This window comes from Paenibacillus rhizoryzae (genome assembly GCF_059686995.1).
The window spans coordinates 619,198-642,431 of record NZ_JCAALT010000004.1; the positions used below are offsets into that span (position 1 = coordinate 619,198).

Below are 23,234 nucleotides of genomic sequence, written 5' to 3' on the forward strand. Positions count from 1 at the left end.
ATGAATCAGCTTGTCGCTATTCTCATTACGTTGTTTTTCCTTGGGCTTATCGTCTCGTTCACGGTAACCCATAAATTAAAGGATCGCTACGCGTTCCTCTGGCTGATTACCGCTATTGCCGGCGTATTGGCCGCGGCTTGCATTCCGCTGCTCAATCGGTTTGCCTTATGGATCGGCATCGCGTACATGCCTACCTTCGTGTTTCTGGTCACCATCATCTTCATCCTCGCACTGCTTGTGCGGCAGACGATGAGCTTGTCGAACCAGTCGGAGAAAATGAAGACGTTAACGCAGGAGTTCGCCGTCATGGAAAAGAAACTGCTTGATCTTCAGAAGACGGTGGAAGGACGTGAGACGCTGTGAACGTGGTCCAATTCCTTCTCATTCTGGCCAATACGCTCATGCTTGTAAGCGGGCAGTTTCTATGGAAATACGGACTCATGCAGCGCGCGAAACCTTTCGAATCCCTGCGGACGATTCTTGAGCTGATGTTCTCGCCTTATATCATGGGCGGATTGTTCATCTACGGCTGCGCAACGGTATTGTGGCTGTTTATCGTATCGAAGGTTGATCTCAGCTTGGCTTATCCCATCCAGAGCCTCGCATACATAATTTCCATCATCGGCGCTTATTACCTGTTCGGAGAGTCGTTGGCGGCACTCAAAATCATCGGCTGTCTGCTCATTCTTGCAGGCGTCGCGTGCATCGGCTTATCCGCTCGTTATGCATAAAAGCTAAAAAGCACGGTAAAGCTCGGGAGCGATCGGCTCCGAACTTTACCGTGCTTTATTTGTTTGGCTGCGCTTGTTTAGCTGCTTGCCCGCTCTGCGCACTAGTTCTGCTCGTTCTCGTTCTCGCCGATCCCGCAGGAATCATCGGTGCAAACACCGGCGCTGCCATTTGAAGAAGGATCTAGAATGATCAGCGGTTTCTCCTCTTCCCAGCCCTTCTGCAGGACATCGAGGAACACATCGCTTTGAAGCGCCCCGGCTACCGCATATTTACGGTTGATGACGAAGAACGGAACACCGTTCGCGCCAAGCATGTTTGCCTCGCTGCACTCCGCTTGCACATCGGCTTTAAACGCATCGCCGCTCAGCATCGTTTCCACTTCTTCCGGGTTCAAGCCGGCTTCAGCCGCGATGCCTTTGAGCGTATCCAATTCGGCAATATGCTTGGAATCGGTAAAATACGCCTTGAACAGCAGTTCCGCTACCTCTGTCCGTTTGCCATGCGTGCCCGCAAAATGAATCAAACGATGCGCATCAAGCGAGTTCGCCGGAATCGCGTGCTCGAAATTGAACGTAAGCCCCTGCGCCGCAGCTTGCTGCACCAAGTTCTCATGCAGCTGAATGGAGCGCTCGCGGCTTACGCCGTATTTATCCGCTACCAATCCATACACATCGTGCTTCGGATATTTCTCCGCATTCGGGTCCAGCTGGAAGCTGCGATAGATAACCTCCACCTGATCCTTATGCTCAAACTGATCTAGCCCCTTCTCGAAGAGACGTTTGCCGATATAGCAAAACGGACACGCGATGTCCGACCAAATTTCCACTTTCATCTTAGCTTCACTCCTTCATCTGATAAGCCCATTATAGCCGCTTTGTCAGGTGTAGGACAACGTTTGGAAGCGTTCAACCGCTCGCCTCCCGCCTCCTCCACTCGCTTGGGGGACAGCCGATTACTTTCCGGAACACATTCGTAAAGTGCTGGCTGGTCTTAAATCCGAGATCATGCGCAATTGCAATTATGGATAAGCTCGAGTTCAACAGAAGCTCGCAGGCTTGTTCAATCCGGACACGCTCCATGTAGGCAGCAGGCGATTGCCCGAACAGCTCCTGGAATAATTTATAGAAGTGCGACTCGCTCACTTGAACCGCCTGCGCCATCTCCGCAATTGAGAATCGCTTCTCCGGCGTTTGCTCCAATTGCTGAACGAGCTCCGTCATCTTTCCCCTCCATTCCGGTTCAATCGTCTTCACCGGAACCGGCTGCAGCAGCCCGAGCAGAATATCCAGCATCTGATGATGCGCAAACAGCCTCTTCGCCGGTCCATCCGATTCTAACGTCGCCTTCAGCCGCGCGAATTGCTCATGAACCCGATCATCGGCACGAAATACATGCGGCAGCTGCTGCAGACCGGCCTTAATGAAGTTACGCTCCTGCAGGCCTAAGTTGAACCAACCAGCGTCGCATGCAGGGTCCGTTATGATAAACCACCAAATGCGGCTAGGCTCGATATGGTTGAATCTGGCCTTATGCAGTTCTCCCGGAGCTGTGAAGAACCATTGCCCTGCATTGGTAGGATATTGCACGCCATCTACTTCCCAAGTAACGCTGCCATGCTCCAAATAGACGAATTCATAGCCGATCATGTGACGATGCAAGGTGAGCTGATAGGCCTCCGAATATTTTTGACAGCCCAGCACGATCAGCTCCGGAATAATGCTGGTTCCTACTGCATCCATCCCCAGCCTTTCATCATAATCAGGCGGGTAGATCCAGCGCATCGACGTCGGCGATTGTTTCCTTGCCATCCCGCTCCCCCTCTCCATACTCGCTGATGTGTCTAAAACTATTTAATAATTTCTGGAAAGCCATCTAGCGTTTCATCCCTTACACTTAGAAGCAGCAACGCTATTCTGAGTCAATAAGGGGTAATCATATGAGTGAAATCTCAAAACGGGATTACAGCATTCTAGGACCTGAAAGAGAGAAAGCGATCGCGAAAGGGCTCGTATCCGCCGAGTGGTACAAATGCCCCGTTCCCCGTAAACGCATGAAGGAGCTTATGGTCCGCAGAAACGCTCCGGCGCTTCGAGACACGCTGTTATGGTTCATCTTCCTCGCAGTATCAGGTTATCTTGCTTATTTATCTTGGGGAACCTGGTGGGCGATTCCCGCATTTGCGCTCTACGGCGTCATCTATTCCACTTCTGCCGTTTCGAAATGGCATGAATCTTGTCATGGCACACCTTTCCGAACGTCGTGGATGAATGAAGCCTTATACCAATTATGCTCCTTCCTCATCCTCATTCAAGCGACGAATTATCGCTGGAGTCATGTGCGGCATCATACCGATACGATCATTGTCGGCAGCGATCCGGAAATTATGGAGCCGCGCCCCCCGATGTGGAGCCGGCTGCTCAAGATGATTTTCCGTTTCGGCGATATCATCGGTACGTTTAAATCCTTATTCCGGCATGCTTTCGGCCGCCTGACCAATGGCGAGAAGGAACTGATCCCTGCAACCGAATATCGCTCGCTGTTCTGGGAAGCACGTATTTTCATACTCGTTTATGCCGCTATTATCGGGCTGTGTTTCTATACGCAGAGCCTGCTGCCGCTTATGTTCGTCGGTTTACCTGCATTCTACGGCTTCTTCCTGATGACGGCTCTAAATTCGACTCAGCATCTTGGCTTATACGAGGACACGCTTGATCACCGCTTATGCTGCCGGACCTTCTATACGAACCCTATTATTCGCTTTCTGTATACCAACATGAACTACCATATGGAGCACCATATGTTCCCGATGGTACCGTATTATAACTTGCCTGCCCTGCATCAAGAGATCAAGAATGATTGTCCGGCCGCCGCATCAAGCTTCACAGCCGCCCTGCGAGAAACGGTTGCCGCGCTATGGCATGCACGGAAAGATCCGACGTATGTCGTACCTAAATACCGCGCATTTGCCGAGAATATTGCACAAGCCCATTCAACCAGCCATTATATAAGAACAGGAGAACCATCATGACAACTTTACTAGCTTGGATTGAAGTTTGCAGCAGCTCCGACATCGATACAGAGGACGTCATTCGCTTCGACCATGGCGAACGCACCTTTGCCATCTATAGATCGCAAGAGGGCGACTTCTACGCAACGGACGGCTATTGCACGCATGAGAAGGTCCATCTCGAAGGCGGTCTTGTCATGGGCAGCACCATTGAGTGTCCCAAGCATAATGGCCGGTTTAATATCACGACCGGCGAGCCGGTTCGCAAGCCGGCATGCAAAGCGCTCCAAACCTACCCCGTTAAAGTCCAATACGACAAGGTTTATATACAACTGGACTAGCGCGTGCTAGCTCAAACAAAGAGAAATGTACGTGATGAAGGACGCATCCGGCGCCCGTTATCACGTACATTTTTTTATGCCATCGCAGACATTGATTATCTTACTGCTTCCGAAACTGCAGCGCCGTTCCCATTTGAATGCAACCGAATCGCGAATCTAAACTTGGTATTCTCCTCGTACCACATGCGGAAATTCGTGCCCCACACATTATTGTGCAGGTTAAAATGCATGCCGCCATCCAATGGAGCGAATGTTTGATCGAATTGAAGCATTCTCTTCTCTCCCGGAGATAGCACCGGAGCATCCAACGTTTCCAAGTGGACCCGCCCATCGCTTCCGTGATAATGAACGCCTGAATGAACGGCATGAAGGCTGCGGTTGCCGTTCTTAACAACCTCAAGCGGCGAAACACGTTCCCCCAGCTTATCCATCTTCCAAAGGTTCGGGTTATCTACCTTCAAAGCAAAGGAGAACCAGCTTGCCTCCGGCAGCCGGTAGGCTTGTTTATCGAACCAGCTCAATTCGACCTCGATTGTCTTCTCCTGTTTGAAGAACCGATACAGAATCCGAAGCTTCTTGGGAGCGCCATGTGTCCGCGAGGCTTCTTCGCTCATAGTAAGCTGCAAACGAACTTCGTCATACTGCTCGTCTTCCCGGACGGCTGCATAACTGATTCGCGGTGAAAATCGCTTATTTTCCGGTCTTGGCTCCGCAAACTCCATGCCTGGCTTACCGAAGTCCGGCTCCGACCAGAAATACGTTTCAGCCCAATTCACAACGTAATCTCTATACCAATTTTGGTAGTGATCCATGCCAAACGTTTCATATTCGAATACGCCTAACCGATGCTCATCGTCAGCCCAAACTTTGCCCAGCTCGTCAACAAGCCGAATAATCGACCCGTCGGTTCCAAATTCGACATGGTAGCAGCCTAGACGTTGCTGCTGTCCCAAGGAGATCTCGCGACCATTCGCATGAAACGTTTCATCCGGAGCTAACCTCAACAGTGCTTGACGCGCTTCGCTTTGCAGGTCTGACGATAACATCGATATCGCCTGCGTGACGTAATTCCGTTGTTCCTCCCATGAACTTTCAAGCAGGCTGAAGCTTTTCCCCGAAGCAGCTTCGAACTTCTCCGAGTGGTCGCCGCCATAAATGCCGAAATAGCCATAACGGGGATGGATGGCATCCTTCGTGACGACATCGGCTTGCCTTGCCGCATGGAAGTCATGCACCGAGTAATGCTTGAAATCGGTCAAATGCGTCTTCTCGTCCATCCCCCATGTATGTTCGGGAATGAGCATGAGCTGATCGCAGAAGTCGGCATATTGCCGGCTGCTTGCATCCAATCGGCCTTCTTCCACCCACTTGCTCCGCAGCTTTAAGAGCTCTCGATAATGGGCGATTTTCAGCGGATCGGAGGCTGCTCCGTGAATCCATGAATCGCCGATTTCCTCGGTAATGACCGGGAATTGATCTTTCATAGCTATCAGTTTCTCGGCGAACGCATCCATCGTCGAGGCTTCGATCATTGCTCCAGGGAATTGTTCGGCAAGCTGTGCGAACTGCTTCCGAATATCCGCTGCCTTCGGCGGCCCCATATTATCGTTCGTATGCGCGAACACAAGCACTTCATCCAAACCGTCGATTAACGTGATATTGCCGTAACTGCCGGCATAGTTAACAACGATTTCCGATCCGTCTTGTGCTCGCCATACGAAAACTTCCGGAACGTTCGGCTTCGTCGAAGCATAGTTAACGCCAAGGTGCAAGTATTGAATACCGGACTTCGCCATATAGGGAACCATACCGATCGTATGCCCAGGTACATCCGTCATCTTCGCCGCGATCGTACGTTTGCCATACTTCTCATCCAGCCGGCGCGCGATCGACAAACCATGCTCGAATAAAGCCGGATCCATTAATTCCGTGTGCGTTGTAAACGGCAGTCCGTGCCAAACGATACTGCCAGCGGCAATCCCATCTTCCATGCGTTGTTTCTGCTCAGGATCGGCCGTTTTCAGAAATTCATGAATAAGCCATGAGCCGGTTGTCCAAACAAACCTTTCCATGCCTTGTTCGCGATTGAACTCGTCAGCCAGATCGAGCGCTTGAGGAATAAAGGAATGAAAATATTGATCCACGACATGGCTTGCCAAATCCGTAAACCCGATATCAAGATGCGTTTTAAATACAACATGAACTTTACGTATGTTTTTCATCCCTATCGTGCCTCCTACTTATTCTTTTACAGATCCAAGCACGATGCCGTGAACGAAATACTTCTGAAGAAACGGATAGATCGCCAGCAGCGGAATCATCGCCACGATCAGCTTCGCTGAATTGAGCGTCTTGTCAGACGCCTTCGATAGCTCGATTAACTGATCCGTCGTCAGCGATTTCATCAACTCCGGATCAATTCGTACGACAAGCTGTTGAATGTAGGTCTGCAGCGGATAGAGAGAAGGCTTATTCATGTAGATGAGTCCGTCGAAGAATGAATTCCAATGGCCGACAATGCTGAATAGCGTTACGGTCGCCAAGGCCGGCATCGATACGGGAATAAAGATACTCATTAGTGTACGCCACGGACCGGAACCGTCAACGATTGCAGCTTCTTCCAGCTCTTTAGGTAAATTTCTAAAGAAATTCATAATGAGAATGACATTAAAGATGGGTACTGCCCCTGGCAAAACGAGCGACCATAGCGTGTTCTGCAGATTCAGTTCCGTCACTGTCATATACAGCGGAATGAGTCCACCGGAGAAGAGCATGCAGAACACCAGATACCACATATAAATTTTTCTGCCCGGAAACATCTTGTTATCTCTTGCTAACGGATAAGCCATGATGACGGTCAGCACGAAGTTGATCACACCGCCAAGCAGCACTCGTTTTACGGAAATATAGAAGGCTGCAAAAAATTTATGATCTTCCAAAATAATTTTATACGAGGTTAAATTGAAGCCAACAGGCCAGGCAAATACTCTACCGGCATTTACAGCAGCTTTGTCACTGAAGGACAGTGCAATCGTGTACCAGAGCGGAAACAACGATATGCACGCAATAATTATCAAAGCCAAATAGATAAACATATCAGCGCTGCGGCTGCTCCACGATTTTGAAAAAACCATGCCCAGACCCCTTTTCTTAGAAGATGCGATAGTTGGCAAATTTGTCGGCCATTTTATTGGAGAGCGCGATCAATATTATAGCGATCACAGACTTCATTAGCCCGACAGAGGTGGCAAGTCCGTATTGTTGATCCACAAGGCCCATGCGGTATACGTACGTATCGATAATATCGCCGGACGAGTAAACGAGCGGATTGTACAGATTAAACACTTGATCGAAGCCGGCGTTCAAAATATTGCCAAGGCTAAGCGTGGATAGCAGCACGATTGTAGGCATAATGCCGGGAATCGTGACATGCCATAGCTTGCGGAACCTGGATGCGCCATCGATTTCAGCTGCTTCATAGAGCGAAGGATTAATGCCTGCAAGCGCAGCCAAATAGACAACAGCGCTAAAACCAAATTCCTTCAGCACATCGCTCCATACGATAATATGACGAAAATAATGATTGCTGGCGAGGAACATAACAGGCTCCATGTGAAAAAATCCAGTAATCTGGTTGACAATTCCGTCTATAGATAGCATCGCAATCAGTATGCCGGATAGAATAACCCAGGACATAAAGTGCGGCAAATATACGATAGTTTGAACTAACCGTTTGAACGCACGCGCTCGAATTTCATGCAGCAGCAAGGCGAACGTAATTGGAATAATAATGCCCAGAACAATCTTCATTGAAGCGATAACTAGAGTATTGATGAACACCTGTCTACTGCCCGGAAGCTGAAGCATGAATGTAAAGTTATCCAATCCGACCCATGTCTGCTCGAAGATCGGAATACCCGGTATAAAATCCTGAAACGCAATAACGGTACCAAACAGTGGAATCGTACTGAAAATGATGAGCAGCACGATGCCCGGAAGCAGCATCAGGTGATAGTTTAGTAGCCATTTCTTCGATATCATCGGTGTTCCACCTGTCCTATGGAATGATATAAGGGAAGCGCCAGCATATCGCATTGGCGCTTCCCCATCTTACTATTTGCTTATTTCTTCTTTCACTTCATCGCTAATACGTTTACCGCCAAGCGTATTCCATTGCTCTACAAACTTGTCGAAGCTGTCTAGAGGCTGCTCGCCCATAATGATCTTCAGGAACGTTTCGTTCTCGAGCTTCTCCAGAATGGACCACTTCGTTTGCATCGACTTTGTTTTTCCGAAGTACAGGTTATTAGAGAATACAACATTGTCGGCATTCATAAGCTTTGCGCCTTCGAATCTTGCCGTAGCGTTGGCCCAAGCGGCTAGATCCTTCTTCGGATTAGCTTGATTCGTAAAGTAATCCTTGTACCAGCCTTTAAGCTCCGTATCCAATGTCGAATCATCTTTTGCGTCTACGGCAGCTTGAGCTTGTGCATGCGTATCATATACTGTAGTTTCCGGGCCAACTTGAAGCGAGAATGGCCACAGCTCCCATTTCTGCTGAACAGCAGGTTGATCCTTATACAGATCAGCCGCCTCCGGGTCAATCTTGCGAATACCGTTATATTCCACATTCAGTACGCGTACAACCGCATCCGGATGCTCATAGCCTTTTCTTACGACAAGGTATTGGCCTGTTGGATCCTGGTCAACCGTATTGAACTTGCCTTCGCTATCAAGAGGAGCGATAAACGGCTTCCATTCCGCTTTCGGATCATTTTTGACCGAGTCGTTCAGCGGCCAGTAGGAAATCCACCATGGACCAAATACGATACCGACTTGGTTGTTAGCTACAACTTCAGCCGGATCTTTACGGATCGCGAACTCTTTGTCGATTAAGCCTTGCTTATACATTTCACTCAATTTGCCGAGTGCCGTCTTCATCTCAGGCAATGTCGAGCTGTACACGACGTTGCCTGCAGCGTCCTTCAGCCATTGGCCTTTAAACGCGTGGAATGTGCTCATAATGGGGTCGAAGCCAGAGAAGTTATTCCAGCCGGCAAGCGAAGGAACACCGCTAATGCCAAGCGTTTTACCATTGCCGGCAGCATCGTTATCGATAAATGTTTTAGCTACCGACATCAGCTCGTCAACTGTCTTAGGCGCTTGCAAGTTATATTTGTCCAGCCAGTCCTGGCGAACCCACATAATATTGTATTGCTGACCGATATTCGTATTTGGAAGCGCCATCAATTTACCGTCAAACGTCGCTCTTTTAAGCACGCGTTCGCCATAGGAATCGTAGTAGCCTTTAATAAGCGGGCTGATGTTGCTGTTATAAGCGTCCGTCAAATCTTCAATAAGATCGGCTGCTACGAGCTGCTTGAGCTGCTGCTCATTCACGAGGAATGCATCCGGCAAATCTCGGCTCGCCATGGATACGCCAAGTTTCTGCTCGTAAGCTTCAGGCGTTTCTACCTGCCATGCATGCGTCACCTTCACATTCAATTTCTTATCGACCCAGCGAGTGAATTCATTGTCTTCTACCGTATCACCGTTTTGGAAGGTGACATTTTTGGAGTTAATCGCTTTCGCAATTGAAAGTGAAATAGGTTGATCGAATTTACCGAACGGGTCTGGCTGCGCTGCGTCCGACGCCGTATTCGTTGCCGTATCCGCCCCGGCATTCGTTGAGGAATTGGCTGTGTTGGTATTTTTGCTGCCATCTGAGTTGCTTGCGTTGTTCCCGCTATTGCCTCCGCAAGCGCTTACCAAAAGCATTAACGATACTAAACTGAGTGCTGCCCATCTGCTCTTGCCCTTCATCTTTCAGCCCCCTTGATGATCTATATGACTACGTCTTTATCTTACCTTTGGCAGAGCAAATAAAGTGAGAGAAGCCTGCTGTTGCTGGTTAGAATTTGGTTCTTCATTCGCTGACGATCATCGCTAATAAGCTCATTTTCTCACCTGCAGTAACCATTTTCGCACCATTCTTGCTCCCAATGCGCTAAAAAGGGATCTTCAGCGTTACCGTCGTTCCTTGCCCGATCCGGCTGTCTATGGAGAATAAGCAGTCATCGCCGTAATGGGCTTGGATGACTCTCTTGACATAATCGAGTCCGATGCCAAGACCGGAGTCCCGCAGCGGATTTTTCTCTTCCAGCATGACTTTGGCGATCTCCTCCGCTGTCATCCCTTCGCCGTTATCGATGACTTCGATGATCAAGTAATGATCGCTGACTTTATGAATGTCGAGCGTTATTTTTCCATTCTCGTCGCTTAGGCCGTGATAGAGCGCATTCTCAACGATTGGCTGCAGAATGAAGCGGGGAACGTCCGTATCGAGCAGCCCCTCATCAATGTCGGTAACGACCTGGAACTCGCAATCGTACCTGACACGCTGCAGCGCGATATAGTCTTGTATGGCTGCCAATTCATCCCGGAGCGGCACGATTTCTCCTTTTTTTCCAAGGTTATAGTGAAGAATGCGGGTAAAGACCGATACAAACTGGTCGATCTCCGTTTGGCCCTTCATCCGGGCAAGCCATTGGATCGTATTTAAGGTATTGTGAATAAAGTGCGGGTTGATTTGATACAGCAGCTTCTCCACCTCTAATTGCCGCTTGTTCGTTTCTCTCAGCTCGATATCGCCGATCAGATCCTGAATCCGGGTTCTCATCTGATAGGATTTTTGCATGACAATATCAAACTCTTTAATGTTGGTGTAGCTAACCGGAGAATCGAATTTGCTGCTTGCGAGCAGTTGAATGTCATGGCCGACTTTCTTTAAGGGACGATAAACCGTTCGCCAAAGCGCATAAGCAGACAATAGACTGACGAATAGGCTGCCGGAACCAATTAATATATATTTGACCAGCCATTTATGGAACTCTTTCTCGAAATCTTGTTTCGCAATGACGACCATCAGCGTCCATCCTTGCTCATTAGGTTGACCGAAGATATAGTAGTCCCCTTGCTTCTCTTTAAACGTGCCGCCTGTGCCGGAGGTCGCAAACGGTTGCCCAACCTGATATTTCTCCGGAAAATCGCTGTAAACGATGCTGCCTTGATCATTGATCAGTACATTCGAAGCCTTCATGCCATATTGCTGCTTGTCCATGATTTGTTCGAACAATTTATTATTCGCTTCCACGTACAAATACACTTGGTTTTCTCCCGTTAAATACACGGGCCTAACCAATGAAAATACAATCTTCTTCTTTCCGTAACGATACAGCGTCTCATGCGGACCGTAGAAGGTCACGGCTTTCCCGGTTGCCAGACGAGGCAGCTTATCGAAGCTGAAATTGCGGTCGACGACCAGATTCTCAAACTTCACTTCTTTATTCTTCGGAAAATAATAAAACATAACGCCGAGATTGGGGTTCGTAAAGTTAACCAGGTTCAAGTTCTGCTGGATATCTTGACTCAGCTCCATTTGCTGATAAATGCTCTCCGTCGTCAAATAATCCGTCAATTTCTGACCGACGTTGCCTTCATTGGTGAGCTGCAGCGAAGCGTAATCCATATTGTTCAGCGTACTGTTCAAGTTGTAGCTGCCCTGGTTGAGCGAGTTGAATAAACCGCTTTCAATTTTCTTACTCGTAATTTCCTCGATGGATAGATACGAGACCCATCCTAATAGAGCTAACGGAATGAATGCGCTGAGCAGCAGAATGAGAATGAGTTTATTTTTGAGCGATCGTGCTCTCCGTTGTTTGGGTATAGGTGCGTTCACAATGTCCTCCCGCTTTTCATCCCGAACTGTTTTCGATGATCCAGCGGATTTCTCCCGAATTGTTTGAAGAAGACGCGGCTAAAATACTTTTCATCCTGAAAGCCCGTTTTTTCGGCAATGGTGTAGATCGGCAGCAGCGTTGACTCGATCAAGACAACTGCCTTCTCCAAACGCAAATGTTTGGTGTACTCGCTATAAGGCTTCCCTACGATATCTTTAAAGCACCGGCTGAAATAGCTGCCGCTCATTAAGAACTTTGCCGCCAATTCATCGCGATTAAAATCATAGTCGCTGCTTTCATGGATAAGGCGAATGGCCTTCATAACAAGGATGATTATATCTGTAGAGTAAGGAAACGCTCCCGTTTTATAGCGCAAAGCTTCTCGTAAAGCTGCGAGCCACGCCGAGGTCTGATGCCAGAAGTAAAGCGTATCTTTATCTGCCAGAATGTCTCCAAATCCATCCTCGCTTAATACGGTGAACCAAAGAGCAAGTTGCTCATCGATCAGCTTCATGATCGTATCGCGATTAGGTCTTAAATCGGCGATTGCTAAGAGAATTGCTTGGAACGCTTCATCCTCATAAACCCAGTTCATCTCTCTCCAATGGCTATACAGCTTGTCCCAGTCATTCGAGCGTTTCGTCTCATCCGAAGCCGGCATGTTCAAGGAAATGAAACCGAATTTCTGACCAGGCTGAAAGTCATAATAGATTTGCTGGGATGTTTCAGACTGGACTGCTTTGCTGATCGCATGAACCGATTCTTGATTTGCGCCTTCAATATCCACCCATAGCCAGTTCTCATGACGGGTTATAAATTGCCGGGTGTCGCTGTCGATTTCTTGATGCTCCTTGCGGAACAGCCACATGCCGCTGCTTAGATCAAGGACATGCTCGGATCTGTATATCTCGGCGGGGAATGCAGTTTGATGCGATGTGCCGGCAGCAGCCATGTCAACCAACAGTCCGAAATGCTGGCCAACCGGTTTCTCCTTTCGATACGAGCCTGCGCTTTCGTGTTCAATACGGTCTAAGATCCGGCCGATGATTTCTTCGATCTTCTCTGTATCGAGCTGCGTCTTTACGATATAATCCAATGCGCCCAAGCGCAGCGCCTCTTGAATGTAGTCAAAGTCCTGATGGCAAGTAAGCACAACCATTCTGGTCTGGTGAAATTGCTCCCGAATGGCTTTCATAAGCTCAATGCCATTCATAACCGGCATAGTCAAATCTATAAAAATAAGGTCAACCTGATGCTGATGCATAAACTCGAGCGCTAATTTTCCATTGACCGCCTCACCAATGATTTCGATCTCGAATTGCTCCCAGGGTACGATCGATATAAAGCCTTTCCTGGCCAGTTTCTCATCGTCTACGACGAGTGCTGTAATCATTAAAATCCCCCCTTTTGCCGGTATCTATAGAAAAGCCGCCTTAAGAGCAGGCGGCTTTTTGAACTCCCTAAGTACACCTTAAGCTGTTACTTTATTTTTCGCGCAGTTACTAAAGGCTGATAATACCCGGATTCGGTTGGCATCAACCACTCGATTTCCGAGAATCCCGCTTTCATCAACATCGTCGTTAATTCTTCACGCAATAAAGCTCTGTACCTGGTTTTATAATGTTTCGTTATCCAATTTCCATTGATTTCTTGCAGGATAAACTGGTTCGTCAGATAGGTTGTCGCATCTTCCGCCCAATCCCAAACTTGAAAAACAATACGCTTTCCCTGGTCGAAAATACGCGGCTCTGTAGCTCTGGGCTTTTCTCGCGCCAGCTCATCGTAATCCCGGATTGTAATCAGAAGAACACCGTCATCATTAACTTTCGCGTACATATTGCTTAGAGCGAGATATAAATCTTCATCCGTCAGGAGGTGCGGGACTGCATTGTCTGCGGAAAGAACGACATCAAACGTACCTGAAACCTCTTGTGCCAACGAACGAAAATCAGCGACTCCAAAGTTGATTTCAACTCCGCAAGCTGCTGCCTCTTTTGTTGCTCTTTCTATCGAAACCGAGCTTAAATCAGTGCCCGATACTTGAAATCCATGATTAGCAAGCCCAATGGCTTGCGTGCCGATCCCGCAGGAGCAGTCAAGAAGCGAGAGCCCCGCTTTGTCCGGAACTGCCATCTTTGCATGAATGATTTTGCTTAAAACCTCACCCTGTCTGGCAATAGCCTGATTCCAATCCACGAAAATGAGGTGATACGCTTCAGCCAGGTCATCATAAAATTCTAAAACAGAATCTTCCAATATGCACACCGCCTATCGGTATTCGTCGTTTTCAATGAGTTGGACCTAATTATAGTGATAAAGTGTAATCATGTATACTACATAAAAGGTTATATGATATAGATCAAAAGCTATCTACTGCAATCAAATGCAGCGAGTTCACGGCGGCTTCGATTTGATCCAGCGCTTGCAGCAGAACCGAACGTGGACAGGCTATGTTCATGCGCATGAACCCTTCGCCGTTCGCTCCGAAGGAATAGCCCTGATTCACGGCAACCCTCGCATTCTGAATAAAGAGATGATCCAGTTCCTCTCGAGACAGCCCCCATTCTCGGCAGTCCAGCCATACCAAATAAGTGCCCTCCGGTTCAATGACTTTGATTTGCGGGATCCGCTCCTCCATATAGCTCTTTACCAGCTGCACGTTCTCTTGTAAATAAAGGATCAACTGATCCAGCCAATCTCCGCCATGCCGGTAAGCGCTCTCTAATGCAGTAACGCCAAACGTATTAGGGGAGTTTATAGATAAATCGTCCATAGCTTTGTTCAACGAATCTCGTAATTGCGGGTTAGGAATAATCAGGCTCGACGTATGCAGACCTAATAAATTGAAGGTTTTGCTCGGTGCAATACAGGTGATGGATTGTTGTGCAAAAGCATCCGATATCGAAGCAAATGAGATATGCGTATGCTTGTTGAAGACCAAATCGGAATGAATCTCGTCAGCAACTACGAGAATGTTATGCTTGAGGCAAAGCTGTCCCAGCCGAGCCAGCTCTTCTTGACTCCAAACTCTTCCTACCGGGTTATGAGGGCTGCATTGTATGATCATCTTCACGCTCGGGTCGAGCTTCGATTCCAAATCATCCAAATCCATCGTATAGCGTCCGTTGTCCAGCATGAGAGGGTTATCGACAATTTCACGTCCCTGAGCTTGAATAAGACGGAAGAAATTATGATAGACGGGCGATTGCACCACGATCTTATCTCCCGGATTCGTAAATGTGTTTACGATGACAGATAACGAGGGAACGACACCGGGGCTGTTCGCTATCCATTCCCTATCGATCGTCCAGCGATGTCTGTTCTTCAGCCATTCCACGATCGCATCGAAATAAGATTCCGGCCGAACACTATAACCGAAGACGCCATGCTCGGCGCGTTTCTTCAATGCATCCACGACTTCCGGCGGTGAGGCAAAATCCATATCCGCCACCCACATGGGTATGGCATCCTTCATGCCAAAGAAGTTCTCGAGCTCGTCCCACTTTAAGCTGGCACTGTTGCGGCGATCAATGATTTGATCAAAATTATATTTCATATGTCCACCTCTAGTAGAGTACTCAGAATTATTAATCATTATATTGGCACTCCTCTGAAACTGTCAAAAAAAAAAAGCCTTGGAGGGATTCCTCCAAGGCTTCGGTACTATTTGCGCAAAATATCTTCGATGCTAGCCAGCTCTTCGCTCGTAAACGAGAGATTGTTCAGCGCGGCAACGTTGTCTTCGATTTGGCTGACGCGGCTTGCGCCGATCAGTGCCGAAGTGACGCGTCCACCGCGAAGTACCCATGCCAGCGACATTTGAGCCAGCGATTGTCCGCGCTCTGCTGCAATGGCATTCAGCTTCTGCAGCTGGGCAATACGCTCCGGCGACACTGCGCTTTCGCTCAGGAAGCCTGTTGCGCTTGCCGCACGCGAATCGCTTGGGATCCCGTTCAAATATTTGTTCGTCAGCAATCCTTGCGCCAGTGGGCAGAACGCGATGCTGCCGACGCCGTTCTCTTCCAGCACGTCCTGCAAACCGTTCTCCACCCAGCGGTCGAACATGTTGTAGCTCGGCTGATGAATGACAAGCGGCGTGCCCAGCTGCTTCATGATCGCAATGGCTTGCACCGTTTGCTCTGCACTGTAGCTGGAGATGCCGACATAAAGCGCTTTGCCGGAGCGTACCATGTGATCCAGCGCGCCCATTGTTTCTTCAAGCGGCGTTTCCGGATCCGGACGGTGAGAGTAGAAAATATCGACATACTCCAGGTTCATCCGTTTCAAGCTTTGCTCCAAGCTTGCAATCAGATACTTGCGGGAGCCCCACTCGCCGTACGGGCCAGGCCACATATAATAACCGGCTTTGGAGGAGATGATCAATTCGTCGCGGTACGGTTTAAAGTCCGAGCGCATGATTTGGCCGAACATTTCTTCTGCAGATCCTGCCGGAGGACCGTAGTTGTTCGCCAAGTCAAAATGCGTAATGCCCAAATCGAAAGCACGGTGAAGCATCGCGCGGCCGTTCTCATACTTGTCCACGCCGCCGAAATTATGCCAAAGCCCTAACGAGATCGCAGGCAGTTTAAGGCCTGTACGTCCGCAACGGTTGTACTTCATCGTTGCATAACGCTCTTGATTAGCTGCATATACCATGTTCATTGCTCCTTAGTAGTCCGGATTATATAAAACCTCTTAGAGTTTACACCATATACCAGACCGGCTCAAGTTAAGCCGGAAGGAACCAGCGATTGGGTAAAGAATTCAGGTGACCGGGAATCGCCCTTGCCGCCTCCGCTGTAGATGACGACGAGCAGCGTCTCTTCTTCCATCGAAACGACGCCTTCCTCCAAGTACCGCTTTAGTTGGAATGGCAGTCTCTCAATGACAGCATGCTTCTGAAGCTCCTTCTCGCCAAGCCCCATCGCGGCAAAAGCTTCCGATACGTCCGCAGGACGCTCAGCAAGCCGCTGCATCCAGCCGCTCCACTCTGCCTTCTCCATGCTGAAATCCCACCACACCTTGCGCGGCTTGTAGTTGTGATTCAAGAAGTAATCCAGCTTCATGAGGCCAAGCGCGACATCTAGCTGCCATGCAGCGGCTTCGTCCTTCGCATGGGCTTCCGTAAGAAACGACCACAGCCGTGAGAATAGATCCTCCAGCTGGTGACCGATCTTCTGCCAGCCGCGGCCTTCCCAATAATCGCCGAATTGCTGGAAGAAGTCGAAGGCCGACGGGAAAGCCCGCTCCACCAAATAAAGCAGCGTATGATCCATCCGATGCGCGTTCCAATACTTCTCGAGCACGTCCTCTACGCGTTTGATTCGTACGATGTCCGAGAACGGCATGATGTCATTGCCGAGAATTTCGTATGGCGCACGGTCCATATAGATATAGCCGTGCTTCTCCGCGTCAAGCCGCATGCCGGTGCCGCGCAGCATCTTCAGGAAGCCAAGCTGCAGCTCCTCGGGACGCAGCTCAAACACGTCGTTGAACGTCTTGCGGAACGAATCGTAGTTCTCATGCGGAAGTCCGGCGATCAAATCGAGATGCTGATCGATTTTGCCGCTTTCCTTGACCTTCATGACCGTCCGCGTCAGCTTCATGAAATTCTGACGGCGCTGCACCGCTTCGTTCGTCAGATCATTGGTCGATTGCACGCCGATCTCGAAGCGGAAGATGCCCGGCGGCGCGTGCTCAGCCAAGTAATCCAGCACTTCCGGACGCATAATATCCGCCGTGATTTCAAACTGGAATACGCAGCCGCCGTGATTCTCGATGAGAAACCGGAAAATCTCCAGCGCATAATCGCGTTTAATATTAAAGGTACGGTCAACGAATTTAATCAGCTTTGCGCCGGCATGAATCAGGTAGAGCAGATCCGATTTGGTTCGCTCCATATCGAAATAACGGACGCCGACCTCGATGCTCGACAAGCAGAATTGACAGCTGAACGGACAGCCCCGGCTTGTCTCGAAATAGACGACACGGCTTGCCAGCCGCGGCACATCTTCCTCGAAACGATGCGGCGAAGGCAGTGTCGCCAAATCAAGCTTCGGACGAGGCGGATTCACGATAATCTCCATTCGTCCGTCTTGGTGCTCCTTGCGATAGGCAAGGCCAAATACCAGATGGAATTTGCGCGTATCCGCCAGCTCCGTGAGCAGATGATGGAACGTTTCTTCGCCTTCTCCAACGACGATATAATCGACCTGAGGCAGACGCTCGAGCCAGAATGCAGTGTCATAGCTCACTTCGGGACCGCCAAGGACGATGCGGATCTCAGGTTTGATTTTCCGCAGCATATCGATCACTGTAATGGTCTCTTCAATATTCCAAATATAGCAGGAGAAGCCCACAACATCCGGGTTGCGGGCGAATAAGTCGGCGACGATATTCATCGCAGGGTCCTTAATCGTGAACTCCGCGATATCAATATCAAAATCCTTCTCCGCGTATGCCTTCAAACAGCGCAGCGCGAGCGAGGTGTGTATATATTTCGCGTTTAAAGTGGAAAGTACTACTTTCATTGCACGTCATTCCTTCATTTGCTTGAATGTGAACCTGGACTAGCCTAACTATCCCATTGTAACGAAAATCAACCTAAAAAAGAAGAGCAGCCCATGAAGCGCGGCGGCTGCATACGCATCCTGCCTGGCTCAACCGGACTGCTCCTTGTCGTTAAGATCGATCCGCTATGCGCGGACGCTTACGATTACTTTATCTTTGCCTTGATACGAAATCACTGGGAATTTCACGCGCCATTTGCCGTTTCCAAGCGCAGTTACTTCTTCCGGCGCGAAGCCGCGCGGCTCGAAGCTAAACTCTTGATCGTAATACACGATCAGCTGGATTGTATCGTCCGGTAGCATACGACGCAGTTCATAGCCGGTGTTGAGCGCCCACGTGCGCATATCATCATTGGACGCATGACCGTACTGCATGTAGATCGCCGGATCGATCACCGCACTCACGACGAGCCATCCTTGCGCATCCCGGTTCACTTCGATTTGCCCAAGTTCCGTTGTACCGCCTGTTGTATTCAGCTCCGCGAACTGATCCTTAATCAGCTTCTTAATCGTATCCGTGGATTCGCCTACCAGTGTTTTCGGAAGCGTTGGAGGCAGAAATTCGATCTTCGTCGGCGGCGTTTCTTCCAAATCGTATTTCAGCATTAAGATATTCATAGAGGATACGGCAAAATTCAAATCAGCCTGCGTGGTATCAATACCGGCAGCCGTAATCCCGATCAGTTCGCCGTAATCATTAAACAAACCGCCGCCCGAGCTTCCGTGGTCGATCGGCACGCTGATCTGGTAATACTGTGCGCCATCAAAGGTAATGTTGCTGATTACACCGTCGGAAATCGTATTTTGCAGGCCTAATGGACTGCCGATCGCTACGACATGATCGCCTTTGGCTGCGCCGACACCGATTTCAACGGGATCAACATGAAGCGCCGTCTTCGTCTTAATGATAGCCAAATCGTAATCCTCGTTATAGCCGACTACGCCTTGAATCTCAATCTCTGTGCCATTTAGTAGCAGCGCGCTTGCTTTGGTCGCATCCGCAATAACGTGATAGTTGGTCAATATCTCGTCTTTCCCAATGACAACACCGCTGCCTTGCGCAGCGTCCGTCATGATCATCACGACTTTATCATCGTTCTTCGCGACGATTTGTTTGGTTGTCATGAGAACAGGGTGCTTCTCTTGCGCTGCTTGATCAAGCGCATCCTGCTTCTTCTGCTCGTTGGCCTCAGCGGACGTGATCTGAATCACATGCTTCGCTTGGTTAAACTGCACATCGGCTCCAAGCGCCTCTGCGATGAAACGAAGCGGCACCATGGTCGCCCCATTCAACTGCTGCGGTGCTTGTGACAGCAGAATGGTTTTGCCATTCTTGACCGCTTTCTTATTGCCAAGCTGCAGGGATACCGTTGTACGCCCCTTAACAGCAATAATTGTCTTGCTCTTCGGTTCCCAGGTTACACTCGCCTTCAGCGCCGTAAAGATTATTCGCATGGGAACGAAAGTCGTTCCTTTCTGCGTTAGCGGCGCGGGGCTTATCGCCAGCTTCTTGCCGTCTACGAGGACAGAAGTAGTCTGGTTGGTCGGTTTATTAGCGGCTCCGGCATAGGCTGCCGGGGCTGTTGCTGCGCTTGCTGATGAGCCTGCTGTTGCGGCTTCCGCCGTGTTCATGTTCATGGAAAACGGTGCCAGTACAAGACCTGCAGATAAGACGGATAAGAGCCATTTTTGCTTCAATTTCATAGTCAGACTCACGCGCTGTTTCCTCCAATAATCCCTAAATCTTACATCAAACTATCGTATCATCCACCCTCTATTTTGTCTATCAAATGCCATTTGCTAGATACTAGAAAAACATAGTGCTATTGCTGCTTGAATTCCGTCGGCGTAAGCCCCGTCTCTTCTTTGAAATTCCGCGAAAAATAATGAACGCTCGCATAGCCCAGCCGCTCCGCAATGACCTCCATTTTCTCCCCGCTTAGCAAATAGTACTTGGCTTTGCGAATTCGTTCGGAGATGAGATACTGCTTCGGACTCTCACCGGTGCATTTGCGAAACAACGAGGAGAAGTAGATGACATGATAGCCGCACAATGATGCTAGCTCCGCGACGCTCCAGTTCTTCTCCGGTTCCTTGTTCATGGCATGCAGAGCCGGGTCGATCTTGCGCTGCTCCTGCGATTTGGGACGTTTGGTCAGCTGGTTTCGCACGATAACTGACAGCAGCTCTGTCATCAGAGCACGCATCACGATCGTATAGCCGGGCTGCTCGTTTAAGTACTCTTTTACAATCCGCATCATTATCGGTTCGAGTCCTGGAATGGTGAAAAAAGGCGGCAGCTCCAGCTGCTCTTGACCTGTAATTTCGAGTTTGTAGCTGCTTCGTCTACTGGACAAAAGCGTCTCTTCGCTGCAGCTCTCAATCGTGAAGGCCGGATGCACGGGCTCAAGCGAAGCGCCGCGATAGGTAAAATGGATGCCGATAAAGACGACCTCGCTGGATATCGTCAATTTATGCGGACAATGGGGGCCGTACAGCGCACTGTCTCCCGGTCCGAGCACGCAGCGTTCTGATCCGATCAGCACCTCAGCTTCTCCCGAGAGGATATAGAACAGCTGATAATCCGGGATGATTCGGGGTCCAAACACCATCTGCGGCTCTGCTAGGGCATGGCTTGCGAAATTAACGGTAGGCAGCAGATCTTCGATCGCGCCAATAACATAATCGGGATGTGGCAGCGACATGTGGGGATCGACTCCTTCATCACAATATTTGAAAAGTGCAAAGCCCTGTTGCGTATGTGTAAATACACCGCTTTCAAATTGTCTTATGCTTAGCACATAGCAGTTAAGGAAAGCCAAACCAATTAGGGGTCAGGGAGGAATCATTCTATGTTAAGTCAAGCACAAATCACGGAATTTGAAAACAACGGGTTTCTGAAAGGCGACGTCGTGCTCAGCGATTCGGAGGTTGAGGCGCTGCGCGAAGAATTGGATAAAGTCATGAATGGCGAAACGGTGACCAAGCCGGTTCTGAACCACAACATGCTTTCATCGGACTCCCCTTACGACAATATGAAAATGATCGCGAGCGAGAAAGTCGTCCAAATCGTAAATATTTGGCTCGCGAGCGATCGGTTCCTGCAGCACGCCGCTCATCCGGTCATCTGCGAGGAGGTTGCGCAGCTGTCGCATACGGATTCGCTGCGGATCTGGCATGATCAGATTCAGTATAAGCCTCCGGTTACCGGCGGACCGACTGCGTGGCATCAAGATCATCCGCTGTGGCCGATCATCCAGCCAGCTGATCTTGTGAGCGCTTGGGTCGCGCTTGATGATGCCGTCATCGAGAACGGCTGCATGTGGATGGTGCCGGGCAGCCACAAATGGGGCAACCACCAGCGTTACCTCTCCAGCACGAAGGAGTTCAAGCCGTTCCACAAGCGTCCGGAGATGCTGCCGAACAATGCCGTCGTCGAAGCGGTGCCGTTCGAAATCAAGAAAGGCCAAGTGGGCTACCACCACTGCCTGACCTGGCACGGCAGCCCGCATAATCGCTCCGACATGAAACGCCGCGCCATCGCGGTTCATTATATGCCGGGCCACACCCGCTACGAGCCCATCGGAGAGCATGTCATGCTCTCCTATGTGAACGTCCAGCCGGGCGAGCTGCTGGTCGGTGAGCATTTTCCGGAGGTGTACCGGAGGCAAGGGGTACAGGTTTAAGATTGGAGCCGAGCGCGCTTTGTTGCTCGGCTTTTTTGTTCCGCCTGCGGCGGCTTGGGGGTTGGGGCGGCGTTGAAGTCGCTGGGGGCGGGAAGGTTGTTGGAGCGGCTGGGGCGGCGGAAAGGGTTTTCTTTTCGCAAGGGTTTCCGGCTGGTTCGCCGCTGATAGTTCCATTTTCGAACTTTCGCCTCCTACCGTGGCTGAACCGGGGCTGTTTCGTGCTGAGAGTGCGATTTTGGTACTCTCAGCTGTTTTTTCGGCTAGTTCGCCGCTGAGCGTTCCATTTTGGAACTCTCACCTCCCGCCATGGCTGATCCGGAGCTGTTTCGTGTGCTGAGAATGCGATTTTGGTACTCTCAGCTGCGTTTTTCGGCTAGTTCGTCGCTGAGCGTTCCATTTTGGAACGCTCACCTCCCGCCATGGCTGATCCGGAGCTGTTTCGTGTGCTGAGAATGCGATTTTGGTACTCTCAGCTGCGTTTTTCGGCTAGTTCGTCGCTGAGCGTTCCATTTTTAAACTCTCGCCTCCCGCCATGGCTGATCCAGGGCTGTTTCGTGTGCTGAGAGTCGGTTTTTCCGACTCTCAACTTCGTTTTTCTGCTGTTTTGCCGCTGAGAGTCCGATTTCCCCACTCTCAGACTCGGGCTATGGTTAGTTTGGGGGCGTTCGCGTACTGAGAGTCTTGCTTTTCTCTAGTTACTACCATGACACACCCACCGAGAGCGGTATAGCCGCTTATGTGCTCCACTTTGACCCGTTTGATGCTGTAAGCGGTATATCCGCTTACAGCCCTCCAGAACGGCAAATTCACTTTAGTTTCGGCGGTTGTGCAGCATCTTTAGCGGTATAGCCGCTTATGTGCTCCACTTCGACCCCGTTTTGATGCTGTAAGCGGTATATCCGCTTACAACGTTCCGAAAGTAAACCTAAGCATCCCGCGCCTCCCCACTCCTATCAGCTACCGATTGGAGAATCCTAGACGACACTTCGCACAAGAATCGTCCGAGCGCTCAATGTCTTATTTGTATGACTGCGCTTCTTTCGGTATAGTAAAATGAATATACAATTCGTACTAGGAGCGTTTATGAATGGATAATAAGCAACAATCAAGATCACCTAAACAAAAATCGAATGCCGGGAACAGGCAGTCTGCGGCATTCG

At 49.6% G+C, this 23,234-nt stretch carries 19 protein-coding genes; 5 read left to right on the forward strand and 14 right to left on the reverse strand.

What is annotated here, in order from left to right; all coding sequences use genetic code 11:
- Together AC6ESO_RS15225 and AC6ESO_RS15230 are read left to right on the forward strand one after the other, a co-directional pair.
- Positions 1–363, forward strand: a complete 363-nt coding sequence (locus AC6ESO_RS15225) for a DUF2304 family protein (protein ID WP_494820124.1) — start codon at positions 1–3, stop codon at positions 361–363.
- Positions 360–731, forward strand: coding sequence for an EamA family transporter (locus AC6ESO_RS15230; protein WP_497092070.1), 372 nt, complete (start codon positions 360–362; stop codon positions 729–731). Before AC6ESO_RS15225 ends, AC6ESO_RS15230 begins: the two co-directional genes overlap by 4 nt.
- 101 nt (positions 732–832) lie before the next feature.
- Here AC6ESO_RS15230 and AC6ESO_RS15235 read toward each other — a convergent pair whose 3' ends face one another.
- Positions 833–1,564, reverse strand: a complete 732-nt coding sequence (locus AC6ESO_RS15235) for a DsbA family oxidoreductase (RefSeq protein WP_497092071.1) — start codon at positions 1,562–1,564, stop codon at positions 833–835.
- 73 nt (positions 1,565–1,637) lie between these two features.
- Positions 1,638–2,540, reverse strand: a complete 903-nt coding sequence (locus AC6ESO_RS15240; RefSeq protein WP_497092072.1) for a helix-turn-helix domain-containing protein — start codon at positions 2,538–2,540, stop codon at positions 1,638–1,640.
- A gap of 128 nt (positions 2,541–2,668) precedes the next feature.
- Between AC6ESO_RS15240 and AC6ESO_RS15245 the strand changes: the two genes are divergently transcribed.
- Complete coding sequence (locus tag AC6ESO_RS15245; RefSeq protein ID WP_497092073.1) at positions 2,669–3,760, forward strand: fatty acid desaturase family protein; 1,092 nt, start codon at positions 2,669–2,671, stop codon at positions 3,758–3,760.
- Positions 3,757–4,080: a MocE family 2Fe-2S type ferredoxin gene (locus AC6ESO_RS15250; RefSeq protein ID WP_497092074.1), complete on the forward strand. Its 324-nt coding sequence runs from the start codon at positions 3,757–3,759 to the stop codon at positions 4,078–4,080. Before AC6ESO_RS15245 ends, AC6ESO_RS15250 begins: the two co-directional genes overlap by 4 nt.
- Before the next feature lie 95 nt (positions 4,081–4,175).
- On the opposite strand, the gene AC6ESO_RS15255 is transcribed toward AC6ESO_RS15250, so the two are convergent.
- The 12 genes from AC6ESO_RS15255 to AC6ESO_RS15310 form a co-directional block, all read right to left on the reverse strand.
- A complete protein-coding gene (locus AC6ESO_RS15255; protein WP_497092075.1) occupies positions 4,176–6,302 on the reverse strand; it encodes a DUF5054 domain-containing protein in 2,127 nt (708 codons plus the stop codon).
- An 18-nt stretch (positions 6,303–6,320) separates the two neighbouring features.
- Complete coding sequence (locus AC6ESO_RS15260; RefSeq protein ID WP_497092076.1) at positions 6,321–7,214, reverse strand: carbohydrate ABC transporter permease; 894 nt, start codon at positions 7,212–7,214, stop codon at positions 6,321–6,323.
- A 16-nt stretch (positions 7,215–7,230) separates the two neighbouring features.
- Positions 7,231–8,121, reverse strand: coding sequence for an ABC transporter permease (locus AC6ESO_RS15265; RefSeq protein WP_497092077.1), 891 nt, complete (start codon positions 8,119–8,121; stop codon positions 7,231–7,233).
- Between the two features lie 72 nt (positions 8,122–8,193).
- Positions 8,194–9,903 (reverse strand): extracellular solute-binding protein, encoded by a 1,710-nt coding sequence (locus AC6ESO_RS15270; protein WP_497092078.1) that lies wholly within the window; start codon positions 9,901–9,903, stop codon positions 8,194–8,196.
- A 184-nt stretch (positions 9,904–10,087) separates the two neighbouring features.
- On the reverse strand, positions 10,088–11,818 hold the full coding sequence (locus AC6ESO_RS15275) for a cache domain-containing sensor histidine kinase (RefSeq protein ID WP_497092079.1): 1,731 nt from the start codon (positions 11,816–11,818) through the stop codon (positions 10,088–10,090).
- Positions 11,815–13,212, reverse strand: a complete 1,398-nt coding sequence (locus AC6ESO_RS15280) for a response regulator transcription factor (RefSeq protein WP_497092080.1) — start codon at positions 13,210–13,212, stop codon at positions 11,815–11,817. Before AC6ESO_RS15280 ends, AC6ESO_RS15275 begins: the two co-directional genes overlap by 4 nt.
- 86 nt (positions 13,213–13,298) lie before the next feature.
- The gene (locus AC6ESO_RS15285) at positions 13,299–14,075 is read right to left on the reverse strand and encodes a class I SAM-dependent methyltransferase (RefSeq protein WP_497092081.1); all 777 of its coding nucleotides are present in this window, start codon (positions 14,073–14,075) and stop codon (positions 13,299–13,301) included.
- Positions 14,076–14,178: 103 nt separating this feature from the next.
- Positions 14,179–15,375 carry a MalY/PatB family protein gene (locus AC6ESO_RS15290; protein WP_497092082.1) on the reverse strand — a complete coding sequence of 399 codons (1,197 nt, stop codon included), beginning with the start codon at positions 15,373–15,375 and terminating at the stop codon, positions 14,179–14,181.
- Positions 15,376–15,482: 107 nt separating this feature from the next.
- Complete coding sequence (mgrA, locus tag AC6ESO_RS15295) at positions 15,483–16,475, reverse strand: L-glyceraldehyde 3-phosphate reductase (RefSeq protein WP_497092083.1); 993 nt, start codon at positions 16,473–16,475, stop codon at positions 15,483–15,485.
- 68 nt (positions 16,476–16,543) lie between these two features.
- Positions 16,544–18,349, reverse strand: a complete 1,806-nt coding sequence (locus AC6ESO_RS15300) for a B12-binding domain-containing radical SAM protein (RefSeq protein ID WP_497092084.1) — start codon at positions 18,347–18,349, stop codon at positions 16,544–16,546.
- A gap of 165 nt (positions 18,350–18,514) precedes the next feature.
- Entirely contained in the window at positions 18,515–20,104 is a 1,590-nt protein-coding gene (locus tag AC6ESO_RS15305) for a stalk domain-containing protein (protein WP_497092085.1), read from the reverse strand.
- A 107-nt stretch (positions 20,105–20,211) separates the two neighbouring features.
- On the reverse strand, positions 20,212–21,093 hold the full coding sequence (locus AC6ESO_RS15310) for a helix-turn-helix domain-containing protein (protein ID WP_497092086.1): 882 nt from the start codon (positions 21,091–21,093) through the stop codon (positions 20,212–20,214).
- A 147-nt stretch (positions 21,094–21,240) separates the two neighbouring features.
- On the opposite strand from AC6ESO_RS15310, the gene AC6ESO_RS15315 reads away from it, so the two are divergent.
- Entirely contained in the window at positions 21,241–22,074 is an 834-nt protein-coding gene (locus AC6ESO_RS15315; RefSeq protein WP_497092087.1) for a phytanoyl-CoA dioxygenase family protein, read from the forward strand.
- The last annotated feature ends 1,160 nt before the right edge of the window (positions 22,075–23,234 follow it).

Coding starts and splice junctions, on each gene's coding strand:
- AC6ESO_RS15225 (WP_494820124.1), top strand. CDS start 1: ATGAATCAGCTTGTCGCTATTCTCATTACGTTGTTTTTCCTTGGGCTT.
- AC6ESO_RS15235 (WP_497092071.1), bottom strand. CDS start 1,564: ATGAAAGTGGAAATTTGGTCGGACATCGCGTGTCCGTTTTGCTATATC.
- AC6ESO_RS15240 (WP_497092072.1), bottom strand. CDS start 2,540: ATGGCAAGGAAACAATCGCCGACGTCGATGCGCTGGATCTACCCGCCT.
- AC6ESO_RS15245 (WP_497092073.1), top strand. CDS start 2,669: ATGAGTGAAATCTCAAAACGGGATTACAGCATTCTAGGACCTGAAAGA.
- AC6ESO_RS15250 (WP_497092074.1), top strand. CDS start 3,757: ATGACAACTTTACTAGCTTGGATTGAAGTTTGCAGCAGCTCCGACATC.
- AC6ESO_RS15255 (WP_497092075.1), bottom strand. CDS start 6,302: ATGAAAAACATACGTAAAGTTCATGTTGTATTTAAAACGCATCTTGAT.
- AC6ESO_RS15260 (WP_497092076.1), bottom strand. CDS start 7,214: ATGGTTTTTTCAAAATCGTGGAGCAGCCGCAGCGCTGATATGTTTATC.
- AC6ESO_RS15265 (WP_497092077.1), bottom strand. CDS start 8,121: ATGATATCGAAGAAATGGCTACTAAACTATCACCTGATGCTGCTTCCG.
- AC6ESO_RS15270 (WP_497092078.1), bottom strand. CDS start 9,903: ATGAAGGGCAAGAGCAGATGGGCAGCACTCAGTTTAGTATCGTTAATG.
- AC6ESO_RS15280 (WP_497092080.1), bottom strand. CDS start 13,212: ATGATTACAGCACTCGTCGTAGACGATGAGAAACTGGCCAGGAAAGGC.
- AC6ESO_RS15290 (WP_497092082.1), bottom strand. CDS start 15,375: ATGAAATATAATTTTGATCAAATCATTGATCGCCGCAACAGTGCCAGC.
- mgrA (WP_497092083.1), bottom strand. CDS start 16,475: ATGGTATATGCAGCTAATCAAGAGCGTTATGCAACGATGAAGTACAAC.
- AC6ESO_RS15300 (WP_497092084.1), bottom strand. CDS start 18,349: ATGAAAGTAGTACTTTCCACTTTAAACGCGAAATATATACACACCTCG.
- AC6ESO_RS15310 (WP_497092086.1), bottom strand. CDS start 21,093: ATGTCGCTGCCACATCCCGATTATGTTATTGGCGCGATCGAAGATCTG.
- AC6ESO_RS15315 (WP_497092087.1), top strand. CDS start 21,241: ATGTTAAGTCAAGCACAAATCACGGAATTTGAAAACAACGGGTTTCTG.